Origin of the sequence: Microvirga sp. 2MCAF35, from assembly GCF_052115545.1 — a bacterium.
In the GTDB taxonomy this organism is placed as follows: domain Bacteria; phylum Pseudomonadota; class Alphaproteobacteria; order Rhizobiales; family Beijerinckiaceae; genus Microvirga.
In genome coordinates, this window is sequence record NZ_JBFRGW010000004.1 from 83,778 (window position 1) to 99,339 (window position 15,562).

The following is a 15,562-nucleotide window of genomic DNA, read 5'->3' on the forward strand; positions in this document are numbered from 1 at the left end:
CTTCGAGACGCTTCGCTCCTCAGGATGAGGGCTCAGGGTGTTAGGTCCATTTCATTTGGGGCAAGAGTCTTGAGCTCACGCCGCGTGCCGGTTCGCCATAGGGCCGAAATGGTCGATATAACGCGGGTTGATCGCCGACACGGGCAGGATGACGAGCACGTCCGTGGTGCCGAATTGCCGGTCGATCACGGCTCCCGTGCCGAAGGTCGCGCCCAGGCGCAGATAGCCCTTGATCAGAGGCGGCAAGGCGTGCAGCGCGGCCTTGGGGTCGATGGCTCGCTTGGGCAGGATGTCCATGGCCGTGAAGCGCTCCGGCAGGGCGCGGGCCTGCCACTCGGCGGGCGCTGCTGCGTAATGGTGCAGAAAGCTCAAGGGGAGCGCCAGATCCTGCGGGTCCGTGCCCTCGAGGCTCGCGCAGCCCATCATCACGTCGATGCGGTGATGGAGGACGTAGGTCCAGATGCCGTGCCAGAGGAGTTCGACCGTGCGCTTGTTGCGATAGGGTTCGAGTACGCAGGAGCGTCCGAGTTCCAGAAAGCGCAGCCCCGGATGCGCTTTGAGCAGGGGCGCGATGTCGTATTCGCCCTTCGTGTAGAAGCCGCCGTGGCGGTTTGCGATGTCCTGCCGCAACAGGCGATAGGTGCCCACGACTTTCGGCTTCGCCGAGCGGAAGGGTTTCGGCTTCACGTCATGATCGAGCACGAGGAGATGGTCGCAGAGAGCGTCATAGGCATCCACGTCCCGGCGCGAAATCAAGGCGGCTCCGTTGGCGGATGCGGACATCTCCTCGTAGAAAATCTTGAAGCGCAGGCGCTGGGCCTTCCGGATCTCGCGCGTCGTCGTGGCGAGGCGCACCTCCAGCGACCCGATGCGTCCGAGCACGGGATCGAGGCTGCCGTAATCCCGGACGGTCCTGTCCTTGCCGGGAATGAATTTGGTCAGGCCATGCGGGCGCAACCCCAAGGGGGCGGGAAACGCTGCCGTCTCCTTCGACGGAGAAAGATTCATTGCTGCCTCGCGGGATCGTGCCTCGGATGCCGACTCAAGCTTGGCGCTGTCCGGCCTCCACATGACATAAAACCCATTCCAAACTGTTTTGTGACAGAAAACATAAATGTCCCGGTGGAAAATTTTGAGTTCGGCGCGGCTCCCGCGAACGGATGCGAGAGGTCGATCGCCTGTTCATGCCGCCGCCGGGCGGCGATCCGCATGGGCGCGGTAGGACAGGGCTTCGGCCACATGAATCCGCCGCACGCGATCCTCCCCGTCGAGGTCGGCGAGGGTGCGTCCCACTTTCAGCACGCGATGGAAACCGCGGGCCGACAGGCGCATGGAATTGGCGGCATCGCGGATGAGGGCCAGTCCTTCCGGGTCGGGCTGGGCCACCTCTTCCAGAAGCGCTGGCGGGCACGCGGCATTGGTCGTGACGCCGTCGAGGTTCAGGGCAGCGTACCGCATCGCCTGCCGCTCGCGGGCCCTGGCGACGCGGGCCGCGACTTCGGCCGACCCTTCCGAGGGCGCTGGCAGGATCAGGTCGGCGGCCGTGACCGCCGGAACGTCGATGGCGAGATCGATGCGGTCGAGCAGCGGGCCCGAGAGCCGCGCCTGATACTGCGCGACGCAGCGCTCGTTGGGCTGGCGGCGGCAGACATAGCCCGGCTCCGTGGCCTGTCCGCAGCGGCAGGGATTCATGGCGGCGACGAGCTGGAACCGCGCCGGATACGTCACGCGATGGTTGGCCCGGGCGATCAGGATCTCGCCGGCCTCCAGCGGCTGGCGCAGCGAATCGAGCACCTGGGGCTGGAACTCCGGCAATTCGTCGAGAAAGAGAACGCCGTGATGGGCCAATGAGGCCTCGCCGGGACGGGCATTCAATCCTCCGCCGACCAGTGCCGCCATGGAAGCTGAATGGTGCGGTGCCCGGAACGGGCGGCGGTTGGAGAGGGCTCCATCAGCAAGGAGTCCCGCCACGGACTGGATCATCGAGACCTCCAGCAATTCCCGCGGCGAGAGCGGCGGCAGGATGGAGGGAAGGCGCTGCGCGAGCATGGACTTGCCGGCGCCGGGCGGGCCGTTCATCAGCAGGTTATGCGAGCCGGCCGCCGCGATCTCCAGCGTCCGCTTTGCGCTTTCCTGCCCCTTGATGTCTCGCAGGTCGGGCAGGGTGCCGGAAGCGGGCATGAGGGCCGGTTCCGGCCTCGCCATCACCTGCGTCCCTTTGAAATGGTTCGCGAGCTGGATCAGGGAGCGGGGCGCCAGAATCTCGATGTCGCTGCCGGCCCAGGCGGCCTCCGACCCGCAGGCTTCGGGGCAGATTAATCCATGGTCGCGTTGATAGGCCGCCATGGCGGCCGGCAGGGCCCCGGCCACCGCCGTGATGGAGCCGTCGAGGGCCAGTTCGCCCAGGACGGTGAAACCGTTCAGAGCATCGGCCGGGATGGCCCCGATGGCGGCCATGACGCCGAGCGCGATGGGCAGGTCGTAGTGGCTGCCTTCCTTCGGCAGATCGGCGGGAGCGAGATTGACTGTGATCCGTTTCGCCGGGAGGGCCAATCCCGAAGCGATCAGGGCTGAGCGGACCCGCTCGCGGGATTCCGCCACCGCTTTGTCGGGCAGGCCGACGATCATGAAGACGACGGAGCCGGGCGAGATCTGAACCTGCACATCGACCGCACGCGCCTCGATCCCCTCGAACGCAACAGTGGAAACGCGCGTGACCATCCTTCGACCTCCATGAACGATCAATGTTAGCGCGGCGTTGTGAAACGCGATAGTGTTACTAAAATTATTCCGCAGGTGCGGTGCGACTCCATGCTGCAAAAGCGGAACCCTGCCGTCACCGTCGCGTTGAGTCCCACTATGTCGCGAGCCGCACCGCGGAAGCGCAAGGGTTCTATCATCGACGGGGCGGTTCCTGGCATGGGACGATTAATCTTCTTGAGCGAGCCGGCACGGCGGGGCTGTGAGTTCTTGCGCGGCATTCTGAATTCATAATGCTGGCCGAAACTCATATATCCCCTTCAGACCGATCGGCAGATTTTCCGGAGGTCCCTTTCAGGGCCGCTTTCCAGTCCCTTCGCCTGCCTGTTCTGATAATCGACCAAAGTCGTGAACATGCGCGTGTCGCTTTCGTCAACCAAGCCTTTCTCGACCTGACGGGTTATACGCGGGAGGAAGTCTCGGGCCGGAGCTGGCATTTCCTTCACATTCCGGACATGGGCATGGACGCCTTGAAAGCCGTCGATGACGCGATGCGTGACGAAGAGGCGTTCGAGACCGAATTCAACGGCCTCCGCAAGGATGGCTCTGCGTTCAAATGCTCCCTGGCCCTCTCTCCCGTTCATGACGAGGCGGGCCACCTTCGATGGGGCACTCTCGTGCTGACGGATATCGTCTCGGTGCAACATCACGACCGAAGCGACATCGAGACGAGCCACCACGGGGAGGAGCAAGTCGAACGCCGGAACACGGCGCTTCAGACGGCTCTCGACCGGAAAACGGCGCAGCTCCACGAGGTCGAGCATCGGATCAAGAACACCCTTCAGATGACCGCTTCCTTGGTTCTCCTGAAAGCCCGGCGCCTGCGGGATCCAGAGGCGCGGAAGGTGTTGCAGGAAACAGCCGAGCGGGTCAGCGCACTTTCGGCGGCACACCGGCTTCTCTCAGCAGCAGGGGATGCGGGCCGGTTCAACCTGAAGGAATTCACCTCTGAACTAGCCGGGGAATTGGTCACGGCACTGCCCAGCGGGCAGGTCGAACTCGACCTCGATGTTCAGCCTCTCGGCGTTCCGGCCTCCAAGGCAACCGCGCTGGCGCTTCTCCTGAACGAGCTTGTCGGCAACGCGGTTAAGCATGCTTTCCCAAATGGGCGCCGGGGCCGATTGACAATCGAGATCGGCCGGACGGAAAACGGCTTGAAAATTGCCGTCGAGGACGATGGCGTCGGTGTCGATCACGCTCCCCCGGCTGAGGGAAGTTTTGGGAAAACCCTCATCACGATGTTGGTCCAACAGTTGAAGGGGCAGTTGACTTGGCGCGATCAGAAGCCAGGTACACGTGCTGAAATCGTGATGCCCGTCGATGCGCAGGAGATGAAGTTTGAGTAGCGAGAAGCCGTTGCGCATCCTCATTGTCGAGGATGAAATCCTGATTGCTCTCGAGCTCGAAAGCCTGCTGCAGGATCTGGGACACGAGGTCGTCGGAATGGCGGCGTCGTCCGAGGAGGCTCTTGCCCTCGGCCAGAGGCTCCGTCCCGACCTCGCTTTCGTCGATGTTCATCTGGCTGACGGGCCGACCGGCGTCGATGTCGCGCGCAGCCTCTCGTCCAACCATCGGGTCACGGTGGTCTTCATGACGGCGAATGCCAAGCGGATCCCGGAGGATTTCGCCGGAGCCTGGGGCGTCATCGCCAAGCCTTACACGGAGCGCGGTGTCCGCGAAGCCTTGAGCTATGTCATGGCCGGGCAGCTGCGCGAGCCTGACGATGCCCGAACGGTCACCTTCGTCCCTTTCGGCGCAGCCCCTCGGGAGCGTAGCTCCCAGGTTTCCTGACCCTTCTTCCTATTTCTGCGCCTTGAGCCGGTAGAGCGCATCGAGCGCCTCCCGCGGGGTCATCGCGTCCGGATCCAGGGCGTCGAGCGCCTCCCGCAGGGCATCCCGCTGCGGGGTAGGCGCAGGCTCGGCCCGGACGGGAACGGCAAAGAGCGGCAGGTCGTCGACGAGCGCGCGCTTGGGCGCCTCGCGATCCGACTTTTCCAGCTCGCTCAGGATCGTCTTCGCCCGCTCGACGACGGGCCCCGGCAGCCCGGCAAGACGGGCCACCTGCAGGCCGTAGGAGCGGTCGGCGGCGCCGGGCACGACCTCGTGCAGGAACACCACCTCGCCGTTCCATTCGGTGACTTTCAGGGTGGCGTTGGAAATCCGCTTCATCCGTTCGGCGAGCGCGGTCAGCTCATGGAAATGGGTGGCGAACAGCGCGCGGCAGCGATTGGCCTCGTGCAGATGCTCGATGGCAGCCCAGGCGATGGAGAGACCGTCGAAGGTGGCAGTTCCCCGGCCGATCTCGTCGAGGATAACCAGCGAGCGGGCGGTCGCCTGGTTGAGGATGGCGGCGGTTTCCACCATCTCGACCATGAAGGTCGAGCGGCCCCGCGCCAGATCGTCGGCGGCGCCGACGCGGGAGAAGAGCCGGTCGACGATGCCGATATGGGCCTCCTTCGCCGGCACGTAGGATCCCATCTGGGCCAGCACCACGATCAGGGCGTTCTGGCGCAGATAGGTGGATTTACCGCCCATGTTCGGGCCGGTGATCAGCAGGATGTGGCCCGCATCCTTCCCGGAGAGGTTTGAGTCGTTGGCGATGAAGGGAACGCCGTCGCGCTTCAGCGCCGCTTCGACCACCGGATGGCGCCCGCCCTTGACGGCGAAGGCGAGGCTCGTGTCGACGACGGGACGGGTCCAGTCGAGGCGCATGGCGAGATCCGCCAGGGAGGCGGTCACGTCGATGACCGCAATGGCTTCGGCGGCGGCCGCCACATCGGCCGCAAGGTCGAGAAGTGCCTGCACCATCTCGTCGAACAGGGCGAGTTCAATCTTCAGGGCCCGGTCGGCCGCGGACGCTATCTTCGATTCGAGCTCGCCGAGTTCCATCGTGGAGAAACGCATGGCGCCCGCCATGGTCTGGCGATGGACGAAGGTATCCTTCCACGGCTCCTTGAGCAGGTCCTCGCCCACATTCTGCGGCACTTCCACGAAATAGCCGATCATGTGGTTGTGCTTGACGCGTAAGGAGCGGCACCCGGTCTCGGTGGCATAACGCGCCTGGAGGGCGGCGATGAAGCGGCGGGAATCCTGCTGCAGCTCGCGCAGCTCGTCGAGACCGGAATCGAAGCCTTGGCGGATGAAGCCGCCATCGCGCTTGAGCAGCGGCAGCTCGGCGGCGAGCGCCGCGGCAAGCCGGTCCGCCACATCAGTCCGCAGGCCCTGGAGCACCTGCGCGGCCGCAAGCAGCTCCTTCGGCAGATCGGGCGCAATCGCCAGTTCGAGCCCGAGTTCGCGCGCCGCGAACAGGCCATCGCGGACGCAGGCGAGATCCCGCGGCCCGCCGCGTCCGAGGCTCAGGCGCGAGAGGGCGCGGGCCAGATCGGGCGAGCGCTTGAGGATGCGCCGCAGGCGGTCGCGAAGATCGTTGTTCTCGACGAGGGTCGTGACGGCATCCTGCCGGTCGCAGATCTGATCCGGATGGGTGAGGGGGCCGGCGAGCCGCTCGGCGAGCAGCCGTGCGCCGCCCGGCGTCACCGTGCAGTCGATGGTGGCGAGAAGGCTGCCCGCCCGCTCGCCGGACAGGGTGCGGGTCAATTCCAGATTGGCCCGGGTGGCCGCATCGATGGCGAGCGCCGCACCCGACGTATCGCGGGACGGCGGGTTGAGCGCCGGGCGGCTGTCGATCTGCGTCTTCTCGATGTAGAACAATGCGCTGCCCGCAGCGGTGATCTCGGCGGGACTGAAGGCCCCGAAGGCATCGAGCGTCGCGACCCCGAAATAGCCTTTAAGCCGCCGTTCGGCCGAGGCCGGATCGAGGCCCTCGCGGGACAGGGGCGTGATCGACGCGCGGGTCTCCTGCCAGAAGCTCCTGAGGTCCGGGTCGTCGTGGATCACGTCGGGCACCAGGATCTCGCGCGGCTCGAAGCGGGCGATCTCGGCCGAGAGACCCGGGCCGTCCGTCTCGCTCAAGACGAAATGGCCCGTGGAAATGTCGACGGCGGCAAGGCCGTAGCACCATTGCGTGTCGGACACGCGGCGTCGGGCGATGGCCAGGAGATAGTTCGCCCGGCCGGGTTCCAGCAGGCGCTCCTCGGTGATCGTCCCCGGGGTGACGAGGCGGACCACGTCGCGGCGCACGACGGATTTGGAGCCGCGCTTCTTCGCTTCCGCCGGATCCTCGGTCTGCTCGCAGACGGCGACCCGGTGCCCGAGGCCGATGAGGCGCTGGAGATAGTCGTCGGCGCGTTCCACGGGTACGCCGCACATGGGAATGTCCTGCCCCTGGTGCTTGCCGCGCTTGGTCAGCACGATGCCGAGCGCCTGGCTGGCGATTTCCGCATCCTCGAAGAACAATTCGTAGAAGTCGCCCATCCGGTAGAACAGCAGGCTGTCCGGATTGGCCGCCTTGATCTCGATATACTGCGCCATCATGGGCGTGACCCGGCTGTCCTGCGCGGCTGCGGGCGCAAGCGCGGCGTTCGACGGGGCGGTCTCGGCGGATTTATAGGCGGCTTGGGACGACATCCAGTCTGTTTAGCAAAGCTGGCCCGCCCTTTCATCCGTGTCATGGGGTCCAAAGGGCGGATGTGGACAAGTCTTGAGGAAGGCGCCCCCTATGCCTTAAGGTCGCATCCCCTTTTGGAAACGCCCTTCATCAAAAGAAACCATATTCCATGACCGACGATCAGCGCCCGACCCGCCGCAAACGCCCCACCTTCACCGATCAGGAGGCGCTGCAGTTCCACGCCCAGGGAAGGCCTGGCAAGCTCGAAGTCGTGCCGACCAAGCCCATGGCGACGCAGCGCGACCTGTCGCTGGCCTATTCGCCGGGGGTCGCGGTGCCGGTGCTGGCGATCGCGGAAAATCCGTCCCTGGCCTTCGACTACACGACCCGCTCCAACATGGTGGCGGTGATCTCGAACGGAACCGCCATCCTGGGCCTCGGCAATCTCGGCGCGCTCGCCTCGAAGCCCGTGATGGAGGGCAAGGCGGTGCTCTTCAAGCGCTTCGCCGATGTGGATTCCATCGACCTGGAGGTCGACACCGAGGATGCGGACGCGTTCATCAACTGCGTGCGTTATCTTGGGCCCTCCTTCGGCGGCATCAACCTGGAAGACATCAAGGCGCCGGAATGCTTCATCATCGAGGAGCGCCTGCGGGAACTGATGGACATCCCCGTCTTCCACGACGACCAGCACGGCACGGCGATCATCGCGGCGGCGGGGCTCATCAATGCGCTTCACCTGACCGATCGCGACATGGCGAAGACCAAGCTCGTGGTAAACGGCGCGGGCGCCGCCGGCATCGCCTGCACGGAGCTTCTGAAAGCCATGGGCTTCGCGCCCAACAACGTCATCCTCTGCGACACCAAGGGCGTGATCTACAAGGGCCGCACCGAGGGCATGAACCAGTGGAAATCGGCCCACGCGGCCGTGACGGACGCTAGAACCCTGGCGGATGCCCTGAACGGCGCCGACGCGGTCTTCGGCCTGTCGGCCAAGGGCGCGTTCACGGACGAGATGATCCGCTCCATGGCGCCCAATCCGATCATTTTCGCGATGGCCAACCCCGACCCGGAAATCACCCCCGAGGAGGTGGCGCGCATCCGTGACGACGTGATCATCGCCACGGGCCGGTCCGACTATCCGAACCAGGTTAACAACGTCCTCGGCTTCCCCTACATCTTCCGCGGCGCGCTCGACGTGCAGGCGACCACGATCAACATGGAGATGAAGATCGCCGCCGCCCAGGCGCTGGCGGAACTCGCCCGCGAGGATGTGCCGGACGAGGTGGCGGCTGCCTATCAGGGCTCGCGTCCGCGCTTCGGGCGCGAATACATCATCCCCGTGCCGTTCGATCCGCGCTTGATCCATACGATCCCGATGGCGGTGGCGAAGGCCGCCATGGAGACCGGCGTCGCGCGCCGTCCCATCGTCGACATGCGTTCCTACAAGGCGCAGCTCTCGGCGCGGCGCGATCCGGTGGCCGGCACGCTCAATCGCATCTTCGAGCGCGTGCGCAAGTTCCCGAAGCGGGTGGTCTTCGCCGAGGGCGAGGAGGAGCAGGTGATCCGCGCCGCCCTGTCCTTCGTCAACCAGGGGCTCGGCAAGGCCATTCTCGTCGGCCGTGAGGATCGCATCCAGGAAACGGCCATGCAGGCGGGCATCGAGCTCGAAGGCCGCGAAGGCATCGAGATCCACAATGCCCGCCTGTCGCATCGCAACGCGACCTATGCGCAGTTCCTCTACGAACGCCTGCAGCGCAAGGGTTACCTGTTCCGCGACTGCCAGCGCATGATCAACCAGGACCGCAACCATTTCGCCGCGTCCATGGTGGCCTTGGGCGACGCGGACGCCATGGTGACGGGCGCGACGCGCAACTATTCGACCGCGCTTGCCGATGTGCGCCACGTGATCGACGCGAAGCCCGGCCATCGCGTCATCGGCATCTCGCTCTGCCTTGCGCGCGGCCGCACGGTTCTCGTGGCCGACACGGCCATCCACGAGATGCCGAGCGCGCAGGAACTCGCCGAGATCGCCATCGAGTCGGCCGGGGTCGCGCGCCGTCTCGGTTATGAGCCGCGCGTGGCGCTCCTCTCGTTCTCGACCTTCGGCCATCCGAAGGCGGAGCGCGCGGAGAAGATCCAGGAAGCCGTCGAGATCCTCGACGGAATGCGGGTCGACTTCGAGTACGACGGCGAGATGTCGGCCGACGTGGCGCTCAATCGGGACGTGATGGCGCAATACCCGTTCTGCCGTCTGACAGGCCCGGCGAACGTGCTCGTCATGCCCGCGTTCCACTCGGCGTCCATCTCGACCAAGATGCTGCAGGAACTCGGCGGAGCGATGGTTCTGGGCCCGCTCGTCGTGGGCCTCGACAAGCCGGTGCAGATCGTCTCGCTGGGCGCGACCGACAACGACATCGTCAACATGGCGGCGCTGGCGGCCTACAATATCGGCGGATAAGTCCGGTTGCGGCTCCCTTCGTGCCTCGCCATGGAGGGAGCCGGCTTGAGGCCCCGATTTCTCTTCAAGCCTGTCCAGTCCCTCAGGTTTCGATGGCTGCCCGCCGATCTTGGGAGTGGTGCGGGTGCCGCCGGGCGGCTAAACAGGGGCGAACAGCATTAAAGGAAAGCATCTCTGACCATGGGGCAGCCTCAAACCGTCGTGTTCGATATCGGCAACGTCCTGCTGCGCTGGGATCCGCGCAATCTCTATCGGCGGATCTTCGGCGACGAGGAGCAGATGGAATGGTTCCTCGCCCATGTCTGCACCAACGAGTGGAATCTTGAACAGGATCGGGGTCGTGACTGGGACGAGGCCGTGGCTCTTCTCGTGAAGGATCATCCGACGCATGAAGCGCCGATCCGCGCGTTCCACGAGCGCTGGGACGAGACCGTCTCGGGCGTCTTCGAGGACCATGTGGCCCTCCTGCTGCGCCTGCGAGAGGCGGGCGTGCCGAATTATTGCATCACGAATTTCTCCGGCCCCAAATTCGTCCTGGCGCAGGAGCGTTTCCCGTTCCTATCGGGCTTCGACGGCATCATCGTGTCCGGCGACGAGCGCCTCCTGAAGCCCGATCCGGCCATCTACCGTCTCCTGCTGGACCGCTACGGGCTTGCGGCGGAAGACTGCGTGTTCATCGACGATTCCAAGGCCAATGTGGAAGGCGCCCGGAACGTGGGGATGCACGCGATCCATTGCGTCGAGGCCATCGACTTGCCGGGCGAGCTGCGGCGGTACGACTTTCCGGTTTGAAATCCCCTTCACGTCATCACCGGCCTCGTGCCGGTGATCCCGATCCGAAGAGCGCGACGCTTCACCCAATTGGGATGGCCGGGACAAGTCCGACCATGACGGAAAGGACGTCATTCCGGGTGGCCATTGGCCGGGAATGACAATGGGCACGTGAAAGCCTCATCCAATCACACTTGCCCTCCCGGCCCGCTTGCGCCATCAGGCGGCATGCGGGTTTTCGACACCTCCCTTCCCATCGATGCCGTTCTCGGCGAGCTGACGGCGGCCCTTCGCGCACGCCCCAATGCGGTGCTTGTCGCCCCGCCCGGCGCGGGCAAGACCACGCGGGTGCCGCTGGTGCTGCTCGACGAGCCCTGGATCGATGGCGGCAAGATCATCGTCCTGGAGCCCCGGCGGCTGGCCGCCCGGGCGGCGGCGGCGCGCATGGCGCAGACCCTCGGCGAGGCCGTGGGAGAAACGGTGGGCCTGCGCGTCCGCCTGGGCTCCAAGATCAGCCGCAGGACCAGGATCGAAGTCGTGACCGAGGGCGTCTTCGCCCGCATGGTCCTGGACGATCCGTCCCTCGACGGCGTTGCCGCCGTTCTCTTCGACGAGTTCCACGAGCGCTCCCTCGACGCGGATCTGGGGCTCGCCCTGGCTCTTGACGCCCAAGGGGGCTTGAGGGAGGACCTTCGCCTTATCGTCATGTCGGCGACGCTCGATGGCGCCCGGGTGGCGCGGCTGTTGAGCGATGCGCCCGTCATCGAATCGGAAGGCCGCGCCTATCCGGTCGAGACGCGCTATGTCGGGCGCGATCCCAACCGACGCATCGACGAGCAGGTGGCGGATGCGGTGACGCGTGGCTTGCGGGCCGAGAGCGGCTCCATCCTGGTCTTTCTGCCAGGGCAGGGGGAGATCCGCCGGGTCGAGACTTTCTTGCGCGAACGCGTCAACGATCCCGCGGTCGACATCGCGCCCCTCTATGGCGCGCTGGAGCGGGGCGAGCAGGACCTCGCGGTGAGCCCCGCCAAGCCCGGCCGCCGCAAGGTGGTGCTCGCCACCTCGATTGCCGAGACGTCGCTCACCATCGAGGGCGTCCGCGTCGTCGTCGATTCCGGCCTTGCCCGGGTGCCCGTCTACGAGCCGAATATCGGCCTCACGCGCCTTGAAACCGTGCGCGTCTCCCGCGCCGCCGCCGACCAGCGGCGGGGTCGCGCCGGCCGTACCGAGCCCGGCGTGTGCTACCGGCTCTGGGAGGAGGCTGCCACGGGAGCGCTCGAGCCGTTCGGACGACCGGAGATCCTGTCGGCGGATCTGGCGCCGTTGCTGCTCGATTGCGCCGCCTGGGGCGTCACGGATCCCACGTCGCTCGCCTTCCTCGACCCACCGCCTGCGCCCGCCCTGAAAGAGGCGAGAGCGCTGCTGCAGCAGCTCGGCGCGCTCGATGCGGAGGGGCGCATCACGGACACGGGCCGGCGCCTGCGCGACCTGCCCCTGCCGCCGCGTCTCGCGCGGATGGTCCTGGCCGCGGGCGAGACCGGACAGGCGCGCGATGCCGCGGACATCGCGGCTGTCCTCGTCGAGCGCGGGCTGGGCGGCGATGCGGTGGACCTTTCCGAGCGTGTCGAGCGCTTTCGCCGGGACCGTTCGGGTCGGGCGCAGGACATGCGGCGCATGGCGGAGGGTTGGTCCAGGGGGAGCAACGGTTCCGGGTCAGGCGAACCGCATTCCATCGGCGCGCTGCTGACGCTGGCCTATCCGGACCGGCTCGCGAAGGCGCGCGGCAAGACGGGCGAATACCTCATGGCCAATGGGCGTGGGGCCGTGCTCGAAGCGCATGAGCGGCTGGCCAAGGAGCCTTATCTCGCCATCGCGGAGATCGCCGGCGGGGCGGCCTCGGCGCGTATTCTGGCGGCCGCCGCCATCACGCCGGACGAGATCGAGAGCCTGTTCGGCGAGGCGATCGAGCAGCGCGACGAAGTCGCCTTCGACCGGCAGGCCAAGGCCCTGCGGGCACGGGGCGTCAGGCGCCTCGGGGCCTTGCTCCTGAATGAGCGCCCGTTGAAGGTGCCGACAACCGAGGAGGCGGCGCAAGCCCTTGCCGAAGGCCTCGTCTCCCTGGGCCTCGATGCCTTGCCCTGGTCGAAGGCCCTGGCCCAATGGCGCGAGCGCGTAATGTTTCTCCGCAAGGCCGAAGGCGAGGAATGGCCGGACCTGTCGGACGGCGCCTTAAGCCGCACGGCCGAAGAATGGCTGGCGCCGCATCTCGTCGGGAAAACCGGCCTGAACGACATCGGTCCCGACCTGTTGAGCGAGGCCGTCCGTGGCCTTTTGCCCTGGAACCTGCAGCGGCGTCTTGATGCGGAGGCGCCGACCCATATCGAGGTGCCGACCGGATCGCAGATCCCAATCGATTATGGCGCCGAGGAGGGGCCGGTTCTCGCCGTGCGCGTGCAGGAATTGTTCGGGCTCGACAAGCACCCCACCATCGCGGCGGGACGCGCCCCGCTCATCCTGCATCTGCTCTCGCCAGCTCAGCGCCCGATCCAGATCACCCGCGACCTGCCGGGCTTCTGGCGCGGTTCCTGGGCGGCCGTGCGGGCCGACATGCGCGGGCAGTATCCCAAGCATCCATGGCCGGAAGATCCGCTGACGGCACCTCCCACGCGACGCGCCAAGCCGCGTGGGAGGTGAGTTGTTCGCAGGGCAGTCCTAACGGGTGGAACCTTTACGTCATGGCCGGCCTTGTGCCGGCCATCCCGCTTCTGTGAAGCGCTCCGCTGTCATCCCCGGCGGGCCGAAGGCTCGGGAAGGGGATCCACGATTAAGCGCGGAGGTGTTGATTCCCTTCCCCTTCGCTGCGCTCCGGCCGGGAATGACACCGAGGGCGTTCTTCCAATCGAGGTCACCGGCACGAGGCCGTGATGACGTGGGAGAGCGAAGGCGGATGATCTTGTCGAGCGCCGCAGTCCGACTTTCTGGCGCCACCCTCAATCCCCGCACGGGGAGGAAAGCACGATGCCCTTAATCCCGGAACGACTCGATCAGCCGTTCCGCCGTGGCGGGATTAAGAGCCATGGGGATGTTGTAGACGAGAGAGAGGCGCATCAGCGCCTTCACGTCCACGTCGTGCGGATGCGGCGAGAGCGGATCGACGAAGAAGAAGAGCACGTCGACCTTTCCGTCCGCGATCATCGCCCCGATCTGCTGGTCGCCGCCGAGCGGTCCGCTCTTCAAGCGCGTGACGAACAGGGACGGGCAGCGCTCCATCACGCGCCCGCCGGTCGTGCCGGTGGCGAAGAGGGTGAAGGGCCGGAGATCGTTCTCGTACTTGGCCACGAATTCGGCCATGTCGGCCTTCTTGGCGTCGTGGGCCACGAGCGCCAATGTCAGTTGCTTCATGGGAGGAACAGCTCAATTGCTCCAGCGGTCACGCCACTGCATCTCGCCGGCCATGCAGTTGGTGCGCGGAGGGGACTGAATGCGGTTGATCAAGGACTGCTCGGGCATCAGGTTGGCAACTTCCAGCAGGATCTTGGTCTTGATCGCCTCGATGAACTGGTCGCGTTCGCGGGCCGGTACCGTGAACGCGCCCTGGCCGCCGATGACGCAGTCCCTGTAATAGATGTCGAGATCCGGGATGTCGAGGTAGCCGGGCTGGCGCAGCATGATCGGCAGGCCGTTGATGATGATGCCCTTGGCCACGGCCGTATCGCGCGCCTCGATCACGAGACGCCCCTGGTTGTTGGGCCCGTCGCCGGAAACGTCGATGACGCGCCGCGACGCGTTGAGGCCACTCTCATCGAGAAGCTTCACGCTGAAATCGATGGCGCTGGAGATCGAGGTCCGCTGGGCCCGGCGTAAGGGCGTCGAGGCGATCTTGTCCGCGAAGGCCATTAGGCTTTCGGAATTGTCGAGGACCGTCCAGGGAACGATGACCTTCTGGTCGGGCGAACCCGCCCATTCCATATAGGTCACGGCGATCCGGCCCAGCATTCCGCCGCGAATCGCGTCGTGAACGAGCTTGGAACGGAACGCCTGGGCGAAGCCCTCCCGCTGCAGGGCCTGTTCGTCCGTATCCATGGAAAAGGAGATATCGACGGCGAGCACGAGGGCGAGGTCCACCTCCGTGTCAGGCTGGGCCTGGGCGGGCAGCGTGAAAAGCTCCAGGAGGCAAGCAAGGCCCGCGGCCAAGCGGATGAAGCCGGAACGAACCATCGGTATCTCCTTGTCGGGAGCCGGATTGGTCAGGTGAGTGTGCCAGCTTCTGAAACTAAGGCAAGGACAGGCCGGGACCAGGGGGCGGTCTCAGGCACGGCAATTCCGGGACTTCGGATCCTTAGCCTGGGATGTCCTTGGACGACACCCTCTCCGTCATGGCCGGCACAAGGCCGGCCATGACGTGGGAGGTAGACGAGGTCTATCCGTGGAACGCAGACCGCCTGCGTTCCACGAGATCCAGTGCTGCCCGGAAGGTGCCGTCGGCATCCAGGTGCGTCGTGTCGAGGGTCATGGCGTCGGCGGCGGCCTTCAGGGGAGCGGTGCTCCGGCTCATGTCGCGCTCGTCGCGGCGGCGGATATCCACCAGGATGGTCTCGTATTCGGCCTGCTCGCCCCGGCTCAGCAGCTCCCGGTGGCGCCGCCGGGCCCGTTCCTCCGGGGCCGCCGTGATGAAGAGCTTCACCTCAGCGTCGGGGCAGACCACGGTTCCGATGTCCCGCCCGTCGAGCACGGCGCCCGGCTCCTGTGCGCCGAACTGGCGCTGGAAGGCCAGGAGGGCATCCCGGACCGGCTGATAGGCGGAGACCACCGAGGCGGCTTCGCCCATGACGGCTCCGCGCAGGCGGGAATCGTCCTCCAGATGGCTGACGTCCAGGTTCTGCGCCGCCTGCGCGGCGGCGTCCCGGTCGGTGAGAGGGACGTCCCGGTCCATGAGCACGCGGGCGACCGCGCGGTAGAGCAGTCCCGTGTCCAGGTGGGCGAAACCGTAATGTTCGGCCAGACGCTTGCCCAGGGTCCCCTTGCCCGAGGCGGCAGGTCCGTCGATGGCGATGATCATGGGC

11 protein-coding genes are annotated in these 15,562 nt (G+C 66.1%); 5 read left to right on the plus strand and 6 right to left on the minus strand.

Annotated elements, in window-relative coordinates; all coding sequences use genetic code 11:
- Positions 1 to 75: 75 nt before the first annotated feature.
- Both AB4097_RS03315 and AB4097_RS03320 read right to left on the minus strand, forming a co-directional pair.
- Positions 76 to 1,008 (minus strand): GNAT family N-acetyltransferase, encoded by a 933-nt coding sequence (locus AB4097_RS03315; RefSeq protein WP_442037183.1) that lies wholly within the window; start codon positions 1,006 to 1,008, stop codon positions 76 to 78.
- Between the two features lie 174 nt (positions 1,009 to 1,182).
- Positions 1,183 to 2,721, minus strand: coding sequence for a YifB family Mg chelatase-like AAA ATPase (locus AB4097_RS03320; protein ID WP_442037184.1), 1,539 nt, complete (start codon positions 2,719 to 2,721; stop codon positions 1,183 to 1,185).
- Between the two features lie 272 nt (positions 2,722 to 2,993).
- Here AB4097_RS03320 and AB4097_RS03325 point away from each other — a divergent pair, with 272 nt between their 5' ends.
- Positions 2,994 to 4,106, plus strand: coding sequence for a sensor histidine kinase (locus AB4097_RS03325; RefSeq protein WP_442037185.1), 1,113 nt, complete (start codon positions 2,994 to 2,996; stop codon positions 4,104 to 4,106).
- Positions 4,099 to 4,551 (plus strand): response regulator, encoded by a 453-nt coding sequence (locus AB4097_RS03330; RefSeq protein ID WP_442037186.1) that lies wholly within the window; start codon positions 4,099 to 4,101, stop codon positions 4,549 to 4,551. The genes AB4097_RS03325 and AB4097_RS03330 overlap by 8 nt, the downstream gene beginning before the upstream one ends.
- A 9-nt stretch (positions 4,552 to 4,560) precedes the next feature.
- On the opposite strand, the gene mutS is transcribed toward AB4097_RS03330, so the two are convergent.
- Positions 4,561 to 7,287 (minus strand): DNA mismatch repair protein MutS, encoded by a 2,727-nt coding sequence (gene mutS / locus AB4097_RS03335; RefSeq protein ID WP_442037187.1) that lies wholly within the window; start codon positions 7,285 to 7,287, stop codon positions 4,561 to 4,563.
- Positions 7,288 to 7,436: 149 nt separating this feature from the next.
- Between mutS and AB4097_RS03340 the strand changes: the two genes are divergently transcribed.
- The 3 genes from AB4097_RS03340 (at position 7,437) to hrpB (ending at position 13,193) form a co-directional block, all read left to right on the plus strand.
- Positions 7,437 to 9,728: an NADP-dependent malic enzyme gene (locus AB4097_RS03340; RefSeq protein WP_442037188.1), complete on the plus strand. Its 2,292-nt coding sequence runs from the start codon at positions 7,437 to 7,439 to the stop codon at positions 9,726 to 9,728.
- 180 nt (positions 9,729 to 9,908) lie between these two features.
- A complete protein-coding gene (locus AB4097_RS03345) occupies positions 9,909 to 10,520 on the plus strand; it encodes an HAD family hydrolase (protein WP_442037189.1) in 612 nt (203 codons plus the stop codon).
- A gap of 207 nt (positions 10,521 to 10,727) precedes the next feature.
- The gene (hrpB, locus tag AB4097_RS03350) at positions 10,728 to 13,193 is read left to right on the plus strand and encodes an ATP-dependent helicase HrpB (RefSeq protein WP_442037190.1); all 2,466 of its coding nucleotides are present in this window, start codon (positions 10,728 to 10,730) and stop codon (positions 13,191 to 13,193) included.
- Positions 13,194 to 13,523: 330 nt separating this feature from the next.
- Here hrpB and AB4097_RS03355 read toward each other — a convergent pair whose 3' ends face one another.
- The 3 genes from AB4097_RS03355 to cmk all read right to left on the minus strand — a co-directional run bounded on the left by AB4097_RS03355 (position 13,524) and on the right by cmk (position 15,558).
- Complete coding sequence (locus AB4097_RS03355) at positions 13,524 to 13,901, minus strand: methylglyoxal synthase (protein WP_442037191.1); 378 nt, start codon at positions 13,899 to 13,901, stop codon at positions 13,524 to 13,526.
- Between the two features lie 12 nt (positions 13,902 to 13,913).
- Positions 13,914 to 14,717 carry a DUF1194 domain-containing protein gene (locus AB4097_RS03360; RefSeq protein ID WP_442037192.1) on the minus strand — a complete coding sequence of 268 codons (804 nt, stop codon included), beginning with the start codon at positions 14,715 to 14,717 and terminating at the stop codon, positions 13,914 to 13,916.
- A 202-nt stretch (positions 14,718 to 14,919) separates the two neighbouring features.
- Positions 14,920 to 15,558: a (d)CMP kinase gene (gene cmk / locus AB4097_RS03365; protein WP_442037193.1), complete on the minus strand. Its 639-nt coding sequence runs from the start codon at positions 15,556 to 15,558 to the stop codon at positions 14,920 to 14,922.
- Between the last annotated feature and the right edge of the window lie 4 nt (positions 15,559 to 15,562).